This is a genomic window from Facklamia sp. P12932 (assembly GCF_050409545.1).
Taxonomy (GTDB): domain Bacteria; phylum Bacillota; class Bacilli; order Lactobacillales; family Aerococcaceae; genus Facklamia.
In genome coordinates, this window is record NZ_JBNUPG010000009.1 from 47,258 (window position 1) to 65,941 (window position 18,684).

General features: G+C 37.1%; 17 protein-coding genes and 1 tRNA gene. 9 read left to right on the forward strand and 9 right to left on the reverse strand.

Annotation, left to right across the window (positions count from 1 at the left end; translation table 11 throughout):
• Positions 1–3: 3 nt before the first annotated feature.
• From ACQV2P_RS05350 to ACQV2P_RS05365, 4 genes are read right to left on the reverse strand one after another with little or no spacing between them, the layout of a single operon-like run.
• Complete coding sequence (locus tag ACQV2P_RS05350; RefSeq protein ID WP_428876003.1) at positions 4–1,029, reverse strand: L-threonylcarbamoyladenylate synthase; 1,026 nt, start codon at positions 1,027–1,029, stop codon at positions 4–6.
• Positions 1,010–1,897: a peptide chain release factor N(5)-glutamine methyltransferase gene (gene prmC, locus ACQV2P_RS05355; protein WP_428876002.1), complete on the reverse strand. Its 888-nt coding sequence runs from the start codon at positions 1,895–1,897 to the stop codon at positions 1,010–1,012. The genes ACQV2P_RS05350 and prmC overlap by 20 nt, the downstream gene beginning before the upstream one ends.
• Positions 1,881–2,960: a peptide chain release factor 1 gene (prfA, locus tag ACQV2P_RS05360; RefSeq protein WP_428882093.1), complete on the reverse strand. Its 1,080-nt coding sequence runs from the start codon at positions 2,958–2,960 to the stop codon at positions 1,881–1,883. The genes prmC and prfA overlap by 17 nt, the downstream gene beginning before the upstream one ends.
• A gap of 35 nt (positions 2,961–2,995) precedes the next feature.
• Positions 2,996–3,574, reverse strand: coding sequence for a thymidine kinase (locus ACQV2P_RS05365; RefSeq protein WP_428873852.1), 579 nt, complete (start codon positions 3,572–3,574; stop codon positions 2,996–2,998).
• 195 nt (positions 3,575–3,769) lie between these two features.
• On the opposite strand from ACQV2P_RS05365, the gene ACQV2P_RS05370 reads away from it, so the two are divergent.
• From ACQV2P_RS05370 to ACQV2P_RS05385, 4 genes are all read left to right on the forward strand, one after another.
• A complete protein-coding gene (locus ACQV2P_RS05370; RefSeq protein ID WP_428876000.1) occupies positions 3,770–5,110 on the forward strand; it encodes a MurT ligase domain-containing protein in 1,341 nt (446 codons plus the stop codon).
• A gap of 13 nt (positions 5,111–5,123) precedes the next feature.
• Positions 5,124–5,792 carry a type 1 glutamine amidotransferase gene (locus tag ACQV2P_RS05375; RefSeq protein ID WP_428875999.1) on the forward strand — a complete coding sequence of 223 codons (669 nt, stop codon included), beginning with the start codon at positions 5,124–5,126 and terminating at the stop codon, positions 5,790–5,792.
• Positions 5,793–5,892: 100 nt separating this feature from the next.
• Positions 5,893–6,555: an ABC transporter ATP-binding protein gene (locus ACQV2P_RS05380; protein ID WP_428873849.1), complete on the forward strand. Its 663-nt coding sequence runs from the start codon at positions 5,893–5,895 to the stop codon at positions 6,553–6,555.
• Entirely contained in the window at positions 6,555–7,340 is a 786-nt protein-coding gene (locus tag ACQV2P_RS05385) for an ABC transporter permease (protein ID WP_428873848.1), read from the forward strand. Before ACQV2P_RS05380 ends, ACQV2P_RS05385 begins: the two co-directional genes overlap by 1 nt.
• A 41-nt stretch (positions 7,341–7,381) precedes the next feature.
• Here the strand turns inward: ACQV2P_RS05385 and nagA are convergent, their stop codons facing one another.
• The gene (gene nagA, locus ACQV2P_RS05390; protein WP_428894720.1) at positions 7,382–8,536 is read right to left on the reverse strand and encodes an N-acetylglucosamine-6-phosphate deacetylase; all 1,155 of its coding nucleotides are present in this window, start codon (positions 8,534–8,536) and stop codon (positions 7,382–7,384) included.
• 306 nt (positions 8,537–8,842) lie between these two features.
• Here nagA and ACQV2P_RS05395 point away from each other — a divergent pair, with 306 nt between their 5' ends.
• Entirely contained in the window at positions 8,843–9,202 is a 360-nt protein-coding gene (locus tag ACQV2P_RS05395; RefSeq protein ID WP_428894721.1) for an HAD hydrolase-like protein, read from the forward strand.
• Positions 9,203–9,397: 195 nt separating this feature from the next.
• Here the strand turns inward: ACQV2P_RS05395 and ACQV2P_RS05400 are convergent, their stop codons facing one another.
• From ACQV2P_RS05400 to glpK, 4 genes are all read right to left on the reverse strand, one after another.
• On the reverse strand, positions 9,398–10,540 hold the full coding sequence (locus ACQV2P_RS05400) for a hypothetical protein (protein ID WP_428894273.1): 1,143 nt from the start codon (positions 10,538–10,540) through the stop codon (positions 9,398–9,400).
• A gap of 269 nt (positions 10,541–10,809) precedes the next feature.
• Positions 10,810–11,757, reverse strand: coding sequence for an L-threonine 3-dehydrogenase (locus tag ACQV2P_RS05405; RefSeq protein ID WP_428873844.1), 948 nt, complete (start codon positions 11,755–11,757; stop codon positions 10,810–10,812).
• Positions 11,758–11,766: 9 nt separating this feature from the next.
• Positions 11,767–12,954: a glycine C-acetyltransferase gene (locus tag ACQV2P_RS05410; protein WP_428873843.1), complete on the reverse strand. Its 1,188-nt coding sequence runs from the start codon at positions 12,952–12,954 to the stop codon at positions 11,767–11,769.
• Positions 12,955–13,081: 127 nt separating this feature from the next.
• Positions 13,082–14,593 (reverse strand): glycerol kinase GlpK, encoded by a 1,512-nt coding sequence (glpK, locus tag ACQV2P_RS05415; RefSeq protein ID WP_428873842.1) that lies wholly within the window; start codon positions 14,591–14,593, stop codon positions 13,082–13,084.
• 151 nt (positions 14,594–14,744) lie between these two features.
• On the opposite strand from glpK, the gene ACQV2P_RS05420 reads away from it, so the two are divergent.
• The 4 genes from ACQV2P_RS05420 to ACQV2P_RS05435 all read left to right on the forward strand — a co-directional run bounded on the left by ACQV2P_RS05420 (position 14,745) and on the right by ACQV2P_RS05435 (position 18,403).
• Complete coding sequence (locus ACQV2P_RS05420; RefSeq protein WP_428873841.1) at positions 14,745–15,878, forward strand: PfkB family carbohydrate kinase; 1,134 nt, start codon at positions 14,745–14,747, stop codon at positions 15,876–15,878.
• A 54-nt stretch (positions 15,879–15,932) separates the two neighbouring features.
• Positions 15,933–16,850: a pseudouridine-5'-phosphate glycosidase gene (locus tag ACQV2P_RS05425; RefSeq protein ID WP_428873895.1), complete on the forward strand. Its 918-nt coding sequence runs from the start codon at positions 15,933–15,935 to the stop codon at positions 16,848–16,850.
• A 153-nt stretch (positions 16,851–17,003) separates the two neighbouring features.
• Entirely contained in the window at positions 17,004–18,119 is a 1,116-nt protein-coding gene (locus tag ACQV2P_RS05430) for a BMP family lipoprotein (protein ID WP_428873840.1), read from the forward strand.
• Between the two features lie 211 nt (positions 18,120–18,330).
• Positions 18,331–18,403, forward strand: a tRNA-Ala gene (locus tag ACQV2P_RS05435).
• Positions 18,404–18,684 lie beyond the last annotated feature (281 nt).

The following is an 18,684-nucleotide window of genomic DNA, read 5'->3' on the forward strand; positions in this document are numbered from 1 at the left end:
TAATTATAACATAAATGACGACGCTTTCGTAACCCTATTCATGAAAGCAAGTGTTTTCTCATCATTTTCTAATCCTTGAACATAAATTTTCTCTGCCGGACCTTTTTCTAGAGCCCTAAGTCCAGAAAATAAATGTTGTGAAGCGCTCTGCCAGTCATTCGGTTGACCCAATGAATAACTATCGACAACCTGGGGCCGTTCTTTCAAACCATCAATAATAGCATTATCAGCCAAAATGCCTATCTTCATCGATTCTTTATTGACTAATTCAACCCATTCTTCTATTTTTCTCGGAAATGCTATCAGGTAAACCGGTTGTTTGGGACTATAATGACGATATTTGACTCCTGGGGAAGCTACATTTAAGTTAGCCAATTGCATTTTTTCAGAAACAATCTGAACAGGACAGGCTGTTTTAGCTTGAATCTGACTAGGCGTGATATGGCCTGGTCGTAAGACATCCACTCTATCCTCATGGGGATAGACAACTGTCGACTCAATACCCACCTCCGTTAAAGCTTGGCCATTATTTAGAATTCCAGCAATTACACCTCTAAAATCATGTAGTACATGCGCCAAGCTCGTCGGACTTGGTTTGCCAGATAGATTTGCTGACGGACCTACTAGTGGGGTTCCCACTAAGTCAATTAATTCTAAGGTGAGAGACTGATTAGGCATCCGAATAGCTACGCTTTGCTTACCGCCAGTCACGTTATCAGCTACTTTCCCTTTTTTAAGTGGAAAAATAATCGTTAAAGGTCCCGGCCAGAAACTATCCATCAATGATTGAGCGATGGGGGAGATTTCATTCACTAGTTCTTCAACTTGATCTTGATTGGCAACATGCACGATTAAGGGGTTGTCATTAGGACGGCCCTTTGCTTTAAAGACTTTTGCCACAGCTACTGGATTTGTGGCAATAGCCCCTAATCCATAAACCGTTTCGGTTGGAAAAGCGATTAATTCCCCCTTTTTTAGTAGTTCTGCTGCTTGAGGCAAGCTTTGCTTATCAAAAATTAGAGTCTTCATTTAAATCCTCCTCTCGCATCAAAGATACATATCGATCTTTACCCGCAAAATCACGTCCAATTTGAATAAAAGCCGCTGGAAAAGCGTCTTGCAATATCGTCTTAACAGCCAGTCCTTGGGCAAAACCTATTTCAAAAAAAACACCGGCTCTTGGTTTTAAGTGTGAAGGTAATTGCTTAGCTAAAGCTTTATAAATGGCTAAACCTTCATCTTCCGCAAACAAGGCGGATTGTGGTTCATATTTTTTTACAGAAGCATCCATTAAATCCAACTCACTTTGAGCAATATATGGTGGATTAGAAACGAATACATCAAATTGAAAATCTGGCTTAAAGGCTTGCATCAAGTCTGAATGGACAAATTGAATATTCACTTGATGGTCATTAGCATTTTTCTTAGCTAGTTGAAGGGTTGCTTGTGAGAAATCACTAGCATATACTTCCCAAGTTGGTAAAGCTTTCTTTAATTCAATAGCAATTATGCCTGAACCGGTTCCTAAATCGATTACTTTGCCTGGAGGCAGCTGACGCATATAAGCCAGCGCTTTTTCAACTAAACCAGCCGTTTCTTCTCGTGGGATCAAGCAAGCCGGACTTACCTGATATTTGTGGTCCATAAAATAAGTGTAGCCGCTAATATACTGTATCGGTTCATCATTTACTATCCGGTGGAGAGCAGAATCAAATTGGCTGGCTAGACCTTGTGAAATCGGTTGATTTAAAAACTTGACGGTCTGACTTAAATCCCAATCAAACAACTGCATCCAATAATAGCGCGCCAAATTTGCATCGTGGCCGTGTTGATTCAAAAAAAATGAAGCCTTTTGGAGGGCTTCATTTAAAGTTAGTTCTTTATGCTCCTTGACCATTGAGCTCCTCCAACTTTTGCGTTTGGTCATATACAACAAGGGCATCAATGATTTCATCGATATTGCCTTGCATAATAGAATCGAGTTGCTGAATGGTTAAGCCAATCCGATGGTCGGTCACACGGTTTTGTGGATAATTATATGTGCGAATTCGTTCAGATCGGTCTCCAGTACCTACTGCCAACTTTCTTTCAGAATCAAAAGCTTCTTGCTTTTCAGACTGCAGAATATCGTAAACACGTGTTCTTAATACTTTCATGGCTTTTTCTCTATTTTTTAATTGTGATCGCTCATCTTGCATAGCTACCACAACTCCTGTTGGAATATGGGTCATTCGAACAGCTGAAGCTGTCTTGTTAACGTGCTGTCCACCAGCACCAGAAGCATGATAAATATCCACACGGATATCATTTTCATCTAAATCAAAATCGATTTCCTCTTGTTCAGGCATTACCACTACTGTAGCAGTGGATGTATGAACCCGACCTTGCGATTCGGTTTCTGGTACACGTTGCACTCTATGTGCACCGTTTTCGAATTTTAGTTTGGAGTAGACTTTTTCGCCTGTAATCATTAAGGTTACTTCTTTATATCCTCCAATGCCTGTAATATTGGCTGACATTAGTTCGACTTTCCAGCCCTGGGCTTCAGCAAACTTTGAGTACATGGTTAAAAGATCCCCTGCAAATAGTTGTGCTTCATCCCCACCGGCTGCTCCTCGAATTTCCATGATAATGTTTTTGCCATCATTAGGATCTTCTGGCAACATCATCAATTTAATTTCTTCTTCTAATTGATCTTTTTCTTCCTTCAAATCAGAAAGTTCTAACTTGGCTAATTCTGCCATATCAGGGTCTAAATCGCCCGCTAACATTTCTTCTGTATCTGATAGTTCTTCATTGACTTGTTTATAACGACGAATTTTAGCTACCTTGGGTCTTAAATCGGATTCCTCAATCGATAACTTTCTTAATCTATCTGAATCAGATATAATTTCTGGATCACTCATCATTTCGATTACTTCCTCAAAACGGAAGATTAATTGATCTAATTGTTCAAACATGACATTCTCCTCAATCTACTTATTAAAGTCTTTTTTTAAATTTTTCCAGGGTTTTTATAACATTTACGACAAACAGGTAAATAAGCTTCATTGCCCCCTATTTGAATTTGGTCTCCTTCATAAACTGGTTGACCATCAAGAAACCTTAAATTCATAGTGGCTTTTTTATGACAGAACCAACAAATTGTTTTAATTTCTTCGATTTTATCAGCATAAAGGAGCAAATATTTTGACCCTTCAAATAGTTCATTGGTAAAATCATTTTTCAAACCAAAGGCCATGACCGGAATATTTAACTCATCGACAACCTTAGCTAATTCAATGATATGGTGTTTCTTTAAGAATTGTGCCTCATCAACCAAGACACAAAAAAGGCGGTCTTTTTGGTGAGAAGCCTTAATCTTTTCATAAAAGTTATCCTCATCAGAAATCGGAATAGCTTGTCGATTGAAACCTGTTCGTGAAGAAACAATCCCTACCCCGTCACGGTTATCTATTGCTGAAGTATAGATTTGCACAGCTTTGTTTTGTTCTTCATAGTTATGAGCAACTTTAATAATTTCTATTGATTTACCTGAATTCATTGCTCCATATTTAAAATAAAACTTAGCCATTACCATGCTCCTCTTGTCTGTAGTTTAATTCAACCTATTCATAATAGGTTATTTTTATTTAGAAAGTCAATCCTTCACACACTATTCTATTCTATCACATCCTATCACTTGTCAAAAGAGATTCTTTCTTCCAAATTTACTTGAGGACTGATAGAATAATATTACTTGTATATTATGAAAAGTTGAGGTGGTAGCATGCCATTACGTAGCCAAATCGCTCGTATTATTGGAAAGACAAGCCGTTATTTATTAACTAAATTCACTCAAGGAGGGTCCTCCTTACCTGGAAAAATTGCCCTTACTATAGAACCCGATCTCTTAAAAGAATTAGCCAACAATTATCAAGTTGTGGTTGTTACTGGCACAAACGGAAAAACGCTAACAACCTCTTTAATTGTTGAAATTTTAAAAGAAGTAGAGCCCTTAGTCATTACCAATCCCTCCGGATCAAATATGCATCAAGGAATAGTAACTACGTTTTTACAAGCCCCTCGCTTAAAAGATGGCCAAAAAGGAATAGCCATTTTAGAAGTCGATGAAGGCTCTTTAAGCCATGTGGTTAAAGCCATCCAACCGGAGTATTTTGTTTTTACAAATATTTTCCGCGACCAGTTGGATCGTTTTGGTGAGCTTCATACTATTTTTGATTTATTAAAAAATGCTGCTAAAAGTGTGCCTACAGCCAAAATTATTGCCAACGGCGATCTACCAATGTTTAATTCATTAGAAATAGAAAATGAGAAAATTTTCTTTGGTTTTGATCATCAAAAGGATGAACGGATTGTTCCGCATCATAATACCGATGGTTTACTTTGCCCAATATGCGATCATATCCTAACCTATAAAATGATTACTTATGCTAATTTAGGTAAATATTATTGCGAACATTGTGGTTTTAAACGTCCCAAATTAACTTATACCGTCGATCAAATTAATGAGCTGGCGCTTACCCACTCCCAATTTTCAATTAATGGCCAGTCCTTCACTTTACCAGTTGCTGGTAAGTATAATATTTATAATGCTTTAGCCGCTTATTCATTGACTAGAGAGCTAGGGTTAGATGATAGTGAGATTCGACAAGCTTTTGAAAAAGCTAAGAAAGTATTTGGTCGACAAGAAAGTATTCAAATAAAAGACAAAAAGGTTCTACTTAATTTGGTGAAAAATCCGGTTGGTTTAGATCAAGTACTAGAACTGATTACTTTTGATCATCAACCCTTCACTTTAGTCAATATTCTAAATAATCAATATGCTGATGGGACAGATGTTTCATGGATTTGGGACGGTAATTATGAACGATTAAAGACCATGCCAGTCGCTGAAGTCATCACCGCTGGTGATAAAGTAGATGATTTGACCAAGCGAATTATTGTTGCGGGAATTGATGAAAATCAAATTAAAAAAGCTCACTCAATAGAAGAAATTTTCCAGCTGATTGAGCAAGCTAATACAGAAAACATTCATGTTTTAGCAACTTATACTGCCATGCTTCAATTAAGAGAAGAACTAAAAAAGCAGGGCTATCTAAATCATTGAGAGGAAGAAGTGAATGAAAACTTTTAGAATTTGTCACTTATATGGTAATTTACTTAATACATATGGTGATAATGGAAATTTACTGATGCTTCAATACCATGCCCAAAAAAGAGGGATGGATGTATTAACTGAAGTGGTAACAATTGATGACCCTTTTGATCCTACTGCCTATGATTTAGTCTTTTTTGGTGGTGGACAAGATTACGAGCAAAAGGTAATTGCTAAACAGATCCAATCCATCCGACCTGGTTTGCAAGAATTCATTGAAAAAGATGGTGTCGTTCTAGCAATTTGTGGTGGTTATCAACTCTTAGGTCATTATTATGTTAATGCTAAAGGAGAAAAATTACCGGGACTTGGTATTCTTGACCATTTTACTGAAAGACAAATTAACCACCGCTTTACCGGTGATACCAAAATCTATTCTGACTATTTTAAGCGCGAACTCATCGGGTTCGAGAACCACAATGGTGTGACTCATTTAGGAAAAAATCAAAAAGCTTTCGGAAAAGTCATTCAAGGATATGGGAATAATGGTAAAGACCAAACTGAAGGGACCCATTACCGCAATACTTTTGGCAGTTATTTTCACGGCCCCTTATTAGTTAAAAACGATTGGTTGACTGATGAGTTAATTGATTTAGCTCTTTCTAATCAACAGACTCCTAAAGTTGAAGCCTAAGGCAATTAAAGCCAAAGGCTTCAACTTTTTTCTAGTTAGCTTTAATAAAAGTCACCCTCATGTTAAAATAAATGATAATGATTCTAAAAAGGAGTATATTATGTCAAATATTCTTACAGTCAAAGATCTTACTATTCAAAGTTCAAAGAAAACAATTATTTCTGACTTGTCTTTTAAGATTGAAAAAGGGGATTTTGTTTCTATCAATGGCCCTTCTGGATCAGGAAAATCAACCCTCTTAAAAGAAATTGTTTACTTAAATGCCCCTAACCTAAGCCGATCAGGGTCTATTTTTTTTGAAGAGAAAGAAATTGACCAGTATCCACCCATTGAACTGAGACAAAAAATTTCCTACTGCTTCCAAACAGCTCAATTGTTTGGTCGAGATGTATGGGATAATTTGTCCTTCCCTTATGAAATTCGCGATTTACCCGCTGATAAAGATCGTATTGTTCAATTATTGCAAGAAGTAGAACTTTCAAGCGATTATTTAAGCAAAGAAATTAATAGTTTATCTGGAGGAGAAAAACAACGGGTTGCTCTTATTCGAAATTTAATTTTTCCGCCGGAAATTTTATTATTAGATGAAATTACCTCTGCTCTTGATCAAAGAACCAGAGAAATACTATGGCGTTGGCTACTCAACTATATTGATAAAGAAGGAATTACTACTCTTTTAATTAGTCATTTAGACAAGGACCACCAGCTTGCTAATCGCGAAGTTTATATATCGAAAAATATCGATGAAAGCGAGGAAGAATAATGACTCAGAATCTTCAAGTTAGTCCGCTTACTTTAGCCCTTTCTTTTTCCCTTGTTTTAATAACCTTTTATATTTCATATAAAGAACAACTGGACCTTTGGAAAGATTTATTGATTGCCATAGTAAGAGTTATTTTACAATTATTAATTGTAGGCTATGTCTTAGAACAAGTCTTCTCTATCGATAACGCTTTGCTTACTGTAGCCATGGTTGCGGTTATTATTTTCAATGCCGCTTGGAATGCTTCTAAGCACGGTAAAGGAATAAATAAAGCCTTCGCCATTTCTTTATCAGCAATCGGAATTGGATCACTCACTAGTTTAGCAATATTAGTCTTATCTGGTTCTCTAAAATTTACCCCTTCCCAAGTGGTTCCAATCACAGGGATGATTTCTGGGACGGCCATGACGGCTCTCGGTTTAACCTATAGAAATTTGAAACAGCTTTTTGAAGATCATAGACAGGCATTTCTAGAAATGCTAGCCTTAGGAGCAAGTCCACAGCAAGCTAGCACGCATATTAAAAAACTGGCCGTTAAATCTGGTATTCAGCCAACCATCGATAGCGTGAAAACTACAGGAGTTGTCACCTTGCCGGGTATGATGTCGGGTTTAATTTTTGCCGGTGTCGATCCAACCAAGGCAATTATGTATCAAATGATGATCTCCTTTACTTTATTAGGTACCACTTCACTGGTCTCAGCAACTTCCGCTCATTTAGCTATTCGTACTTTTTTCAATGATCGCTATCAATTAACCTTCATGCCAGAAAATGATAAAAAATAAAGTAAAATAAAATCCCCAAGAGGGGTTTCTTGGGGATTATTCTATACTCGATATCTTAATTGGCCATCTAAGTAGGTTGCTTGTAAGTCAGCTTTTTGATTAAGAACAATAAAATCAGCTGCTATATCTTTTCTTATTGAGCCACATTCAGCTTGAATTCCGACAGAACGCGCTGGATTTAGACTCGCCATCCGAATTGCTTGGTCGACTGTTGCTAGTTCCCATTTAACCATGTTTTGAACGCCTTGTATCAGTTCTAGAATAGAGCCCGCGAGGCTTCCTCCTTCAACTAATCGCGCTGTTCCTTCGCTTACCATTACATCAAACTCACCTAAACGGGAGATGCCTTCTCCCATGCCACCGGCTCGCATACAATCTGTAATTAAAACTGTCTCTTCTAGTCCTCTAGCTTTAAGTGCAATTTCAATAGCAGCTGGGTGAACATGGTGGCCGTCGGCTATGATTTCAGCAAAAACATCTTTCAAGCTAAGTGCCGCGCCAACCATACCAGGATTGCGATGGTGCAAACCTGACATACCATTGTATAAATGAATAAATATACCAGCACCTGCCTCTACTGCAGCTTTTGCTTGATCATAACTAGCATCTGAATGGGCAAGTGCAGTATGGACTCCTTGGGCTTTGGCATATTCAATAAATGGAATGACTCCTTGACGTTCTGGTGCAATTGCAATTTTATTGACTAAACCCCCTGACAATTTTATCCATTCACTTAATGCATCAATCGAGGGATCACTCATGTATTTGGGATTTTGTGCCCCTTTATATTTTTCTGTAAAGAAAGGTCCTTCTAAAAAGATTCCTCGGACTTTAGCTCCCTGACAGGTTTGATAATTTGTTTTGATCATCGAACATACTGCATTTAAACGCTCAATCGAATCGGTTAAAGTTGTTGGCAAAAAGGAGGTCACTCCGCAAGTCAATAATTGGTCAGAAATATGGCGCAGACCTTCAGGATCATTATCCATAATATCGTAACCTTGATAGCCGTGGATATGTGTATCCACTAAACCAGGAGCAATTATCAGATTCTCATAATCTTTTATTCGCTCAACATTTGCTGGCAAATCACTCACAATTTCGCCAAACTTACCCTCATCTGTTACTTCAAGAAAGGCTTCCTCAACTACTGAACTATCTAATATAATTTGCTTTGCTTTATAGTATTTACTCATACCATCACTCCTCTTACTACATATTATACTTGTTTTTGAAAATTATAGAATAATTTTGCTAATAACTATGCTGTGATGAGATAGATAAGTTTATATAGGAGTTTAAAATTGATTAAAGCAATAGGTTTTGACTTAGATGATACACTCTATGATCGAAGTGCCATTTATCAGTAGGTATATGAAGCCTTTCAATCAGACAACCCTTATAACATCCCCTTTGATTCTTTTAATCCTGTCTACCAGCATTATTCGAAAAATCTTTACCAATCCTTTATTGCCAATAACTGTAGTAAACTTCATTATCAATTGCAGCGGACTATTGATGCTTTTAGCACTTTCGAGCATGAAATTCACTTAGATCCAGCTCATAGTTTTCTTGATCTATACAAGGATTGCAAAAAATATCTAACGCTTCGTCCAAATTTTCATGAATGCTTGCTCCACCTTAAAGAAAGTTCTGTAGAACTCTTTATACTGACTAAAGGAGCCAATGCTGGTCAAAGGAGTAAAATTGAAGTGCTCGGCTTAAGGCAATACTTTGATGAGGATCAAAATTTCATATCGGAAAACTTGGCTTATTCGAAAGCTGATGTTGAAATTTTCAATAAAATTACTAACTCACTTGCTTGCGCAAAAGATGAAATTATTTATAGTAGAGTTGATTAGACCAATGACATCGAAGGATCTTTAAATAGTGGTTGGCAAGCTATTTACTTTAATGTCCATAACAAACCTGGTAGGAATGATCATCCCTATCTTAAAGCAATCCAATTTGAAAAGGACCTTTGTAATTTACTATCCAATCTTTAAAAAAAATCCGAGCAAATTGCTCGGACTTTTTTTACGTCTATTCATATAAAATTATTGTTCAGAAGTTGTTTCTTCATTTTCTTCTGTTGTATCTGAATCTTCATTTTCATCAGATTCTTCTGTAGTTGTTTCTTCATGTCCTTCAGATTCCTCTGTAGTTGTTTCTTCATGTCCTTCAGATTCCTCTGTAGTTGTTTCTTCGTTAGAAGGAGCATCTTGACCACCATTGTTTGACTCTTGGGGACTAGTTACTGCATTCCCTTCACTATCTACCGCTTCTTCAACTTCACTGCCTTCAACTTTTAGAACTTCTAAAGTTGTAGCATCTAAAGTAATGGTCATCATTTTTCCTTCGGTTGGTTCTTCAGTGTTTTCATAAACAAATACGGCCACTTCAGTGACATCTGTTTCTTCATTAACTGAATAAACAAATTCTAATGCTTCACCCATGCCAGCTTCTTCTTCAGCGGCTTCTTTAATTTCGTCAAAACCAGCAAGATCTTCAAAATCAATAGTAGCTAAAGGCTCATCAGACATTTCCTCTTCAGTATCAGATTCGCTTTCTTCATTGTCTGACATCATATCATCCATTGCATCTTCTGCATCTGACATCATATCATCCATTGCATCTTCTGCATCTGACATCATGTCATCCATAGTATCTTCAGCTTCAGACATCCTATCTTCAACTTCGTTTTCGTCTTCAGGGATTTCTTCTTTCGTACGAGCATCATAAGAAACAGTTACATCTTCCATTGCTTCTTCATCTGTACCTTCAATCGTAATTTCAAATGGATCTACCTCATCCATTTCGTCTTCAGTCATTTCTTCATCTGACATTTCATCTTGGGTCATTTCTTCTTCAGATTCGTCATCAGCCATTCCCATTTCTGACTCGACTTTGACAGATAGATCATCTTCTTCATCTTCTTCTAAAGGTTGGATGATAATACGATTAATTCCAACTTCTGGATAATCTTCTTGATACTTTTTAACGATTTCTTCCAAAGCTTTCTGCATTGGACTTACTTCTTCATCTTCTTCAACTGTTGTTTCTTCCATAGAATCTTCAATCATTGAGTCCACAGTTGTTTCACTATCTTCTTGAGCAAAGATAGATACAGTTGGAGCTATAGCTCCTAAGGTGATAGCGCTCATTGAAATTAAAACTAATTTTTTAAAAGATTTTTTCATTATAAAATCGCTCCTTTGTTCTTCTAGTATGTCTTCATCATACATCCTATATTCTATTTATGCTAGTAATTTGCTTAGAAATAATGATGATTTTTTTAAGAATATTATTCCCATCCCTATTGTAGATGCTTTTATATCAGTGTTTGTCGGAGTTTACTTTTTAATCCACAAACGAACACTCTTCTAATTTTGTTCACAATTTATTCATAATTATTATTTATGAATGAAAAATAGCGTTGGCAAACAAGCCAACGCTATTAAGTCAAAAATTATTGTTTAGCTTTTAATTTCTCAAGCATATCCACTGTCATCTTATCTAAATCATATTCTGCTTTAAAGTTCCATTCTTCTTTAGCAGCTGAAATATCCATTTCATCTGGCCAAGATTTCGCAATGCGCTCTAAAGTTGGATTCACATCGTAAGTCATTTCGAAGTCTGGCATGACTTTACGGATTGATGCCGCAATTTCTTCAGGCTCGAATGACATACCTGAAATATTGAAAGCATTGCGATGAACCAATTTATCAGCATCAGCTTCCATTAAATCAATGATTGCTTGAATAGCATCTGGCATGTACATCATGTCCATTTTTACACCTTGAGGAATATTGCAGACATATTTACCATACTTAATCGCATCATAATAGATTTGCACTGCGTAGTCAGTTGTTCCACCTCCTGGAGGTGTTACGTAAGATATTAAACCAGGGAAACGTACGCCACGAGTATCCACACCAAAGCGAGTATAGTAATAATCACACAGTAACTCACCTGCTACCTTAGTAATTCCATACATTGTTGTTGGGCGTTGAATAGTATCTTGAGGAGTACCAACTTTTGGTGTGTCTGGACCAAACGCACCAATAGATGAAGGTGTAAAAAATTGAAGCTCTAATGAACGAGCAACTTCTAATCCATTTACTAAACCTTGCATGTTAATATCCCATGCTAATAAATGCTTTTCTTCTGCAACAGCTGATAATAAAGCAGCCATATGAATTAATGTGTCTACTTCGTGATTTTTAGCAATAGCCATAAATGCGTCCATATCCATTACATCTAAAATAGCGAAGTTAGGATGATTACAGACTTCATTTCCCTCTACTACACGGATATCTGTAGGTACGACATTTTCTTCACCATACATATCATTTAACTTAACAACTAATTCCGAACCGATTTGGCCTAATGCACCAGTAATTAAGATTTTTTTCATGATTCCCTCCTAGATTACGCCTAATTCTTTACCAACTTTTTCGTAGATGGTAATTGCTTGGTCTAACATCTCTTTAGTATGTGCAGCTGTTGGCATATTTCTCACACGACCAGTTCCGAGTGGTACTGTAGGAAAGACAATTGATTTAGCATAGACTCCTTCTTCTCTTAACCGTTTAGAGAAGGCTTGAGCTAATTTTTCTTCACCTAAAATAACTGGTGTAATTGGTGTTTCCGAGTTGCCAATATCAAAGCCTAATGCTTTTAATTCAGCTTTAAGATAGTTACCATTCTCCCATAGGCGATCGTGTAATTCTGATGATTCCATTAAGATATTAATCGATTCAGTAGCAGCTGCAGCATCCCCCGGTGTTAATGAAGTTGAGAATAGGAATGGACGTCCAGCTACTTTTAACCAGTCGATTAATTCTTGCGAACCCGCAACATATCCACCTACTACACCAAGAGCTTTTGAAAGGGTTCCAATTTGTAAGTCAATCTTATCCGATAGACCGAAATGCTTAACTGTACCCGCACCTTTACCCATTACTCCTGAGCCGTGCGCATCATCAACATAAGTAATTAAGTTGAATTCTTCTGCAATTTCAACAATTTCTGGAATATTAGCTACGTCGCCATCCATTGAGAAAACACCGTCTGTAATGTACATTACTTTTTTGTATAAGCCTGATTCTGTTGCCTCTTTAGCTTTTGCACGTAAATCATCCATGTCTTGATGTTTCACTGGAATGATTTTAGCACGTGATAAACGGCAGCCGTCAATGATTGAAGCGTGGTTTAATGCATCTGAAAGAATAGCGTCTTCTTTGTTCATGATGGCAGAAATAGCAGCCATATTACAATTGAAGCCTGATTGAAAAGCTATTGCAGCTTCTGTTTTCTTAAATTCTGCAATTTTCTTTTCTAGAATATTGTGGACATCCATCGTACCATTAATCGTACGAACCGCACCTGCTCCCACTCCATACTTATCAATAGTTTTTTTAGCTACCTCTTTTAAACGTTCGGAAGTTGCTAAACCAAGATAGTTGTTTGATGATAAATTAATGAGCTCTTGTCCGTTAATTTCGATGATTGGGCCGTTTGCAGAAGATAAGGCTTCGATTTCATTATAGAGATTCTTTTCTTTCTTTTCTGCAATTGCTGCTGATAAAAATTCATGTAAGCTTTGTACCACTTATAGTTCCCCCTTAATACTTTTACTATATTATAAAACGCTTCCAGGTTTAAAGCAAATACAATCGTAATTATGATTAAATCCTTATTGATTTCTCATTATTTTCTTATTCTAAAGCTAAATTAAACTAGTTCCGCTTGTTACTAAAATGTCGCGTCGACTGAACAGCCCTTCTCCAACCTTCATATAAATCTTCACTGCGATTTATTGACATTTTCGGTTTAAAAGTTATAGCGGGTTTAACTAAGCTTTGGATTTCTTCAATAGACTGCCAATAGTCTACTGCTAAGCCTGCTAGAAAAGCAGCCCCCAATGCCGTGGACTCAAGATTGGATAAGCGTGTTACTGCCGTATTTAAAATATCTGCTTGAAACTGCATCAAGTAATTATTTTTACAAGCGCCTCCATCGACTTTTAATTCTGGAATGACGACCCCCATTTCATCCTTTATTACATCAATGATGTCGCGCACTTGATAAGCTAAAGATTGCAAGGTCGCTTTAACGAAGTCAGCTTTATCAGTGCCACGAGTTAAGCCAAACACAGCTCCTCTAGCCTGAGAATCCCAATAAGGAGCTCCTAATCCCGTGAAAGCTGGCACCACATATACTTCATCTTCGTTTTTTGAATGTTGGGCGAGTTCCTCAGATTCAGAAGATTCTTCAATCATCCTTAATCCATCTCGTAACCATTGAATAGCTGAACCCGCTACGAATATAGAGCCCTCAATACAGTATACTGGAGATTGGTTAGGAAATTTATAAGCGATAGAAGTAGATAGCGCATGCTTAGACAGCTTTAGCTCATTCCCAATATTCATCAATATAAAGGCACCTGTTCCATAAGTTGATTTAACTTGCCCTTTATCAAAGGCGAGTTGACCAATCAATGCTGCTTGTTGATCTCCAGCCATACCAGCTAATGGTATTTCGTGACCGTAAAAATGATAGGTGGCTGTTTTTCCGTATATTTCAGAATTTGATACCACTTGGGGTAATAGTTGAGCAGGTATATTGAATATGTCTAAAAGCTCTCGATCCCATTCCAGAGTTTCAATATTAAATAAAAGGGTACGCGAAGCATTAGAATAGTCCGTAATATGGTGTCTGCCACCTGACAATTTCCACATCAACCAAGAATCTATTGTACCAAAGGCTAAGTCGCCAGCTTCTGCTCTTATTTGAGAAGTTGGAAGATGGTCTAAAATCCAACGAATTTTACTCGCTGAAAAATAAGGGTCAAGCGGTAAGCCTGTCTTTTTCTTAATAATATCTTCATAGCCACTCTTTTTAAGCGCTTGGCATATTTCGCTTGATTGCCGCGATTGCCAGACAATCGCGTGATAGATAGGCTCTCCGCTTTCACGGTCCCAAATGACTGTCGTCTCTCTTTGATTAGTGACTCCAATTGCTACTATCTGCTTAGGTTGAATATTACCATTAATCAAAGCTTGAGAAATGACGGACTGAACGGATTGCCAAATCTCATTAGCATCTTGTTCTACCCAACCAGATTGAGGAAAAAATTGTTGAAATTCTTTTTGAGCACTGGCTATAAATTCACCTTGATGGTTCACTATGACTGCTCTAGTAGATGTCGTTCCTTGATCGATTGCCATTATATATCGGTCGTTTAACAAAATAAAGCCCCTCTCTTTAATCGCTTAATTGAGTGATTGTATTATAGTTCTTGTCAATATACTTCTCAAGTTTCGTTTAAATAAGACTTGTATTCTATTAATTTAAAGGTATAATTAAGACAAGAATCTTAAATAAGGACAATTGTTGTCAGTGGGAGGTATTATCATCAGACTCAACTCAAATGAAAAGCGTGTTTTGGATTTAATTAAGCAAGACCCTTTTCTTACTCAAACTAAACTTGCTGAAATTTTGAGTATTAATCGATCTACTCTAGCTAATATTGTGTCATCACTTACGCAAAAGCGCTACCTGCAAGGTAGAGCCTATATTGTCAATGAACCAGCTGATATTTTTTGTATTGGAGCTATGAATATTGACCGTATCTTTCAGTTAAAAACACCTTTACTCAAATCCACCTCTAATCCTGTTAACTCAACAGTGACTGTTGGAGGGGTTGCACGAAATGTAGCAGAAAACCTCGGAAGGATGGAACTCTCAGTGAGTTTACTATCTTTAGCAGGTATCGATGCTGATTTTGAAGAAATTAAGGCTATTACTCAGCCCTTTGTGAATTTAGACCATGTGAAATCCTTAGAAAATCACAATACGTCCTCCTACACAGCCATTCTCGATGAAACAGGTCAAATGGAAGTAGCCTTTGCTGATATGGAAATCTGTGATCAAATGAATGCTGAATGGATTACTAGTTTCCATTTACAAATTGAAAATTGTCAATTCATTGCTATGGATCTTAATCTCACTCAATCTGCCGTTGAACAAGTGATGAATATAGCAAAAAAACAGCAAATACCTCTGGTGGTTATTCCAGTTTCCGGACCGAAAATGAACCATCTGCCAGAGAATTTAAAAGGAATTACATGGCTAATTGTCAATCAGGATGAATCTGAAGAATACTTTAATCACAAAGTTAAGACGGAAGATGATTTTATATATCTCGCTGAGCTATGGATTGATCGAGGAGTGGAAAATGTCATTATCACTCGTGGTACTAAACCATTGCTATACTCGAATCAAAAGAAAGAGTTTCTATATTTTCAACCTCCTAATAACCCTCGACTAGTTGATGTGACAGGGGCTGGCGATTCTTTTGTAGCGGGATTAATATACGGGCTCAAAAAAGAATATGCTCCAAGTGAAGCCATTCATTATGGTATTACTAACTCTTATTACACTGTACAATCTCCTTCCACAGTTAGAAAAAATCTTAATGCGAAACTGTTTGAAGAAGAACGTCAATTGATTGGAAATTGTCAAATATTTTAAAGAAAGAGGAATATAACTATGAATCAACCATATAATAAAGAAACAGCTAACGCTATGAATCATCCCCTATTATCCATCTCTAAAGAGGTTCAAGCAGCAATCATTCAACAAAAACCGATTGTAGCCTTAGAATCAACTATCGTTTCACACGGAATGCCTTATCCACAAAATGTTAAAATGGCACAAGAAACGGAACAAATTATTCGTGACCACGGAGCTGTTCCAGCAACCATAGCCATCATGAACGGGCAGTTTAAAATTGGCTTAGAAGAAGAAGACTTGGAAATCTTAGCTACAGCAAAAGATGTGGTCAAAGTATCCAGACGAGACTTAGCCGAAGTAATTGCCAATAAGCAATTAGGAGCCACTACCGTGGCTACAACCATGATTGGCGCTCATCTAGCCGGGATTAAAGTGTTTGTAACCGGTGGAATTGGTGGGGTTCATCGTGGATATACTGAACACATGGATGTATCTGCTGACCTTGAAGAGTTAGCCCAAACTCCTGTTACCGTGGTATGTGCGGGAGCTAAAGCTATTTTAGACTTACCAAGAACCTTGGAATACTTAGAAACTAAAGGGGTTCCGGTTACTGGTTATCAAACCGATTACCTGCCAGCCTTTTATTCTTCAACCTCACCTTACCGCTTGACTAGTAGGGCAGATTCTGCAGAAGAAATTGCCCAGCGAATGGTAGCCGCTGATCAACTAGATTTACAAGCTGGTTTATTGATTGCAAACCCAATCCCTAAAGAATACGAAATCCCTAACGATGAAATCAATGCTATCATTGATCAAGCTTTAATTGAAGAAAAAGAAGCTGGCGTTCATGGTAAGGAATCCACCCCCTTCTTATTAGCAAAAATTGTTGAATTGACTGAAGGACGCTCATTAGAAACTAATATCCAATTGGTTTATAATAATGCAAAATTAGGTGCAGAAATTGCGGTTCAATACCAATTGAAAAACTAATGTGTCTTCCAAAAATATTTTTAGCCTCTAGTTTGGGTTATTCCTGAATTGGAGGCTTTTATATGTGATCATGAGTGATTAACTTAGAAAGCAAACGCTTGCTTTATCAACCTTATAAAGGTATATTATAGTTAAAACAAATGGAGGTATTCTATGAAAAAATTATTAACACTATCGGCAGCTGCCTTAACACTAGGTGCAGCTACATTACCTTTAGCAACTGTTGTTGCTCAAGAACAAATTTCACCAGTAATCATTACTGACGTTGGTGGAGTGGACGATAAATCATTCAACCAATCTGCTTGGGAAGGTTTACAAGCTTACGGTGAAGAAAATGAATTAGAAGAAGGCCCTGGTGGCTACTTCTATCTTGAATCTAAGTCAGATTCAGATTATGTAACAAACATCAATGCAGCTATCCAAGGTGGATCAAACCTTATTTTTGGTATTGGTTATAAGTTACAACCGGCTATTGATGAAGCAGCTGAACAAAACCCAGATGGACATTTTGTTATCGTAGACTCTGTTGTTGAAAAAGACAACGTAGCTTCTATTACCTTTAAAGACAACGAAGCAGCTTTCTTAGCAGGTGTTGCTGCAGCTATGACTACTAAGACAGACCACATCGGTTTTATCGGTGGAGTTGAATCTGAAGTAATTGACCGTTTCGAAGCTGGTTTTGTAGCTGGTGCTAAAACAGTTAATCCTGATATCGAAATATCAATCGAGTATGCTGGTCACTTTGCAGATGCTCCTAAAGGAAAGCAACTAGCAGCTTCAATCTACTCTAGTGGCGCAGACATCATTTATCATGCTGCTGGTGGAACTGGCCAAGGTGTATTCTCAGAAGCTAAAGACCGTGTATCAAACGATCCTTCTCAAGAATTATACGTAATTGGTGTAGACTTAGACCAAGACGCTGAAGGTTTAATTGAAATTGACGGTGAAGAGCGTCACTTAACATTAACATCTACATTGAAACAAGTTGGTGAATCAGTGAAAGCATTTGCTGAAAAAACACAAGCTGAAGGCTTTGAAGGTGGCGTTCAAACTTTAGGTTTAGCTGATGGTGGTGTAGACCTTACAACTGAATTCTTAACTGACGAAGTTAAGAAAGCTGTTGAAGACTACAAACAACAAATCATCAATGGCGAAATCGTTGTCCCTGAAAAACCAGGTGAAGAGATGACCTCTAATGAAGATGCTGATGCAGAAAAAGCTGAAGACGAAACAGAAGAAGAAACTGCTGAAGAAACTGAAGCAGAATAATAATTTAAAATTAATTACAAAAAAGAGCAAGCTTGATTTATCTCAAGCTTGCTCTTTTTTCTATTTAGAACTACTTAACGTATATAATAGAAAGTCTTTTGATTGGATTAATTATATTCGACTATTACTTCTAGGAACAATTAGGATAATGTTTTTTCAACTATTGACTTATATTTCAATATTGCGTAAGATATATGTGTATTTCTATATTGGGGGCGTAGCTCAGTTGGGAGAGCGCTACAATGGCATTGTAGAGGTCGTCGGTTCGAGACCGATCGTCTCCATATAAATAAATATATACTATTAAAAATTTTTATAAACCTTAACATTATAGGTTTTTAATAAAAATAATCACTAAATATTGCATAATATTTCGTGCAACATTCTAGCTCCCTAGGCAAATAGAGAGGACTAGCTTATTTGCTAGCCCTCTTTTCTTGTGAAATTTAGGCTCTATAATAAACAGGGTGGATGGAAGAAAAAAACACTTCCTTCCATCCTATTTTTTGCTACACAAAAACACAGAAGTCCGATCTATTAAAAGTGGTAACTAAAATAGAAAGGA

Bases quoted from the DNA above. Each gene is read 5' to 3' on its own strand.
- ACQV2P_RS05405 (WP_428873844.1), bottom strand. From the start codon at position 11,757: ATGAAAAAAATCTTAATTACTGGTGCATTAGGCCAAATCGGTTCGGAA.
- ACQV2P_RS05370 (WP_428876000.1), top strand. From the start codon at position 3,770: ATGCCATTACGTAGCCAAATCGCTCGTATTATTGGAAAGACAAGCCGT.
- prmC (WP_428876002.1), bottom strand. From the start codon at position 1,897: ATGGTCAAGGAGCATAAAGAACTAACTTTAAATGAAGCCCTCCAAAAG.
- ACQV2P_RS05425 (WP_428873895.1), top strand. From the start codon at position 15,933: ATGAATCATCCCCTATTATCCATCTCTAAAGAGGTTCAAGCAGCAATC.
- ACQV2P_RS05385 (WP_428873848.1), top strand. From the start codon at position 6,555: ATGACTCAGAATCTTCAAGTTAGTCCGCTTACTTTAGCCCTTTCTTTT.
- ACQV2P_RS05430 (WP_428873840.1), top strand. From the start codon at position 17,004: ATGAAAAAATTATTAACACTATCGGCAGCTGCCTTAACACTAGGTGCA.
- ACQV2P_RS05400 (WP_428894273.1), bottom strand. From the start codon at position 10,540: ATGAAAAAATCTTTTAAAAAATTAGTTTTAATTTCAATGAGCGCTATC.
- nagA (WP_428894720.1), bottom strand. From the start codon at position 8,536: ATGAGTAAATACTATAAAGCAAAGCAAATTATATTAGATAGTTCAGTA.
- prfA (WP_428882093.1), bottom strand. From the start codon at position 2,960: ATGTTTGAACAATTAGATCAATTAATCTTCCGTTTTGAGGAAGTAATC.
- ACQV2P_RS05375 (WP_428875999.1), top strand. From the start codon at position 5,124: ATGAAAACTTTTAGAATTTGTCACTTATATGGTAATTTACTTAATACA.
- ACQV2P_RS05380 (WP_428873849.1), top strand. From the start codon at position 5,893: ATGTCAAATATTCTTACAGTCAAAGATCTTACTATTCAAAGTTCAAAG.
- ACQV2P_RS05350 (WP_428876003.1), bottom strand. From the start codon at position 1,029: ATGAAGACTCTAATTTTTGATAAGCAAAGCTTGCCTCAAGCAGCAGAA.
- ACQV2P_RS05365 (WP_428873852.1), bottom strand. From the start codon at position 3,574: ATGGCTAAGTTTTATTTTAAATATGGAGCAATGAATTCAGGTAAATCA.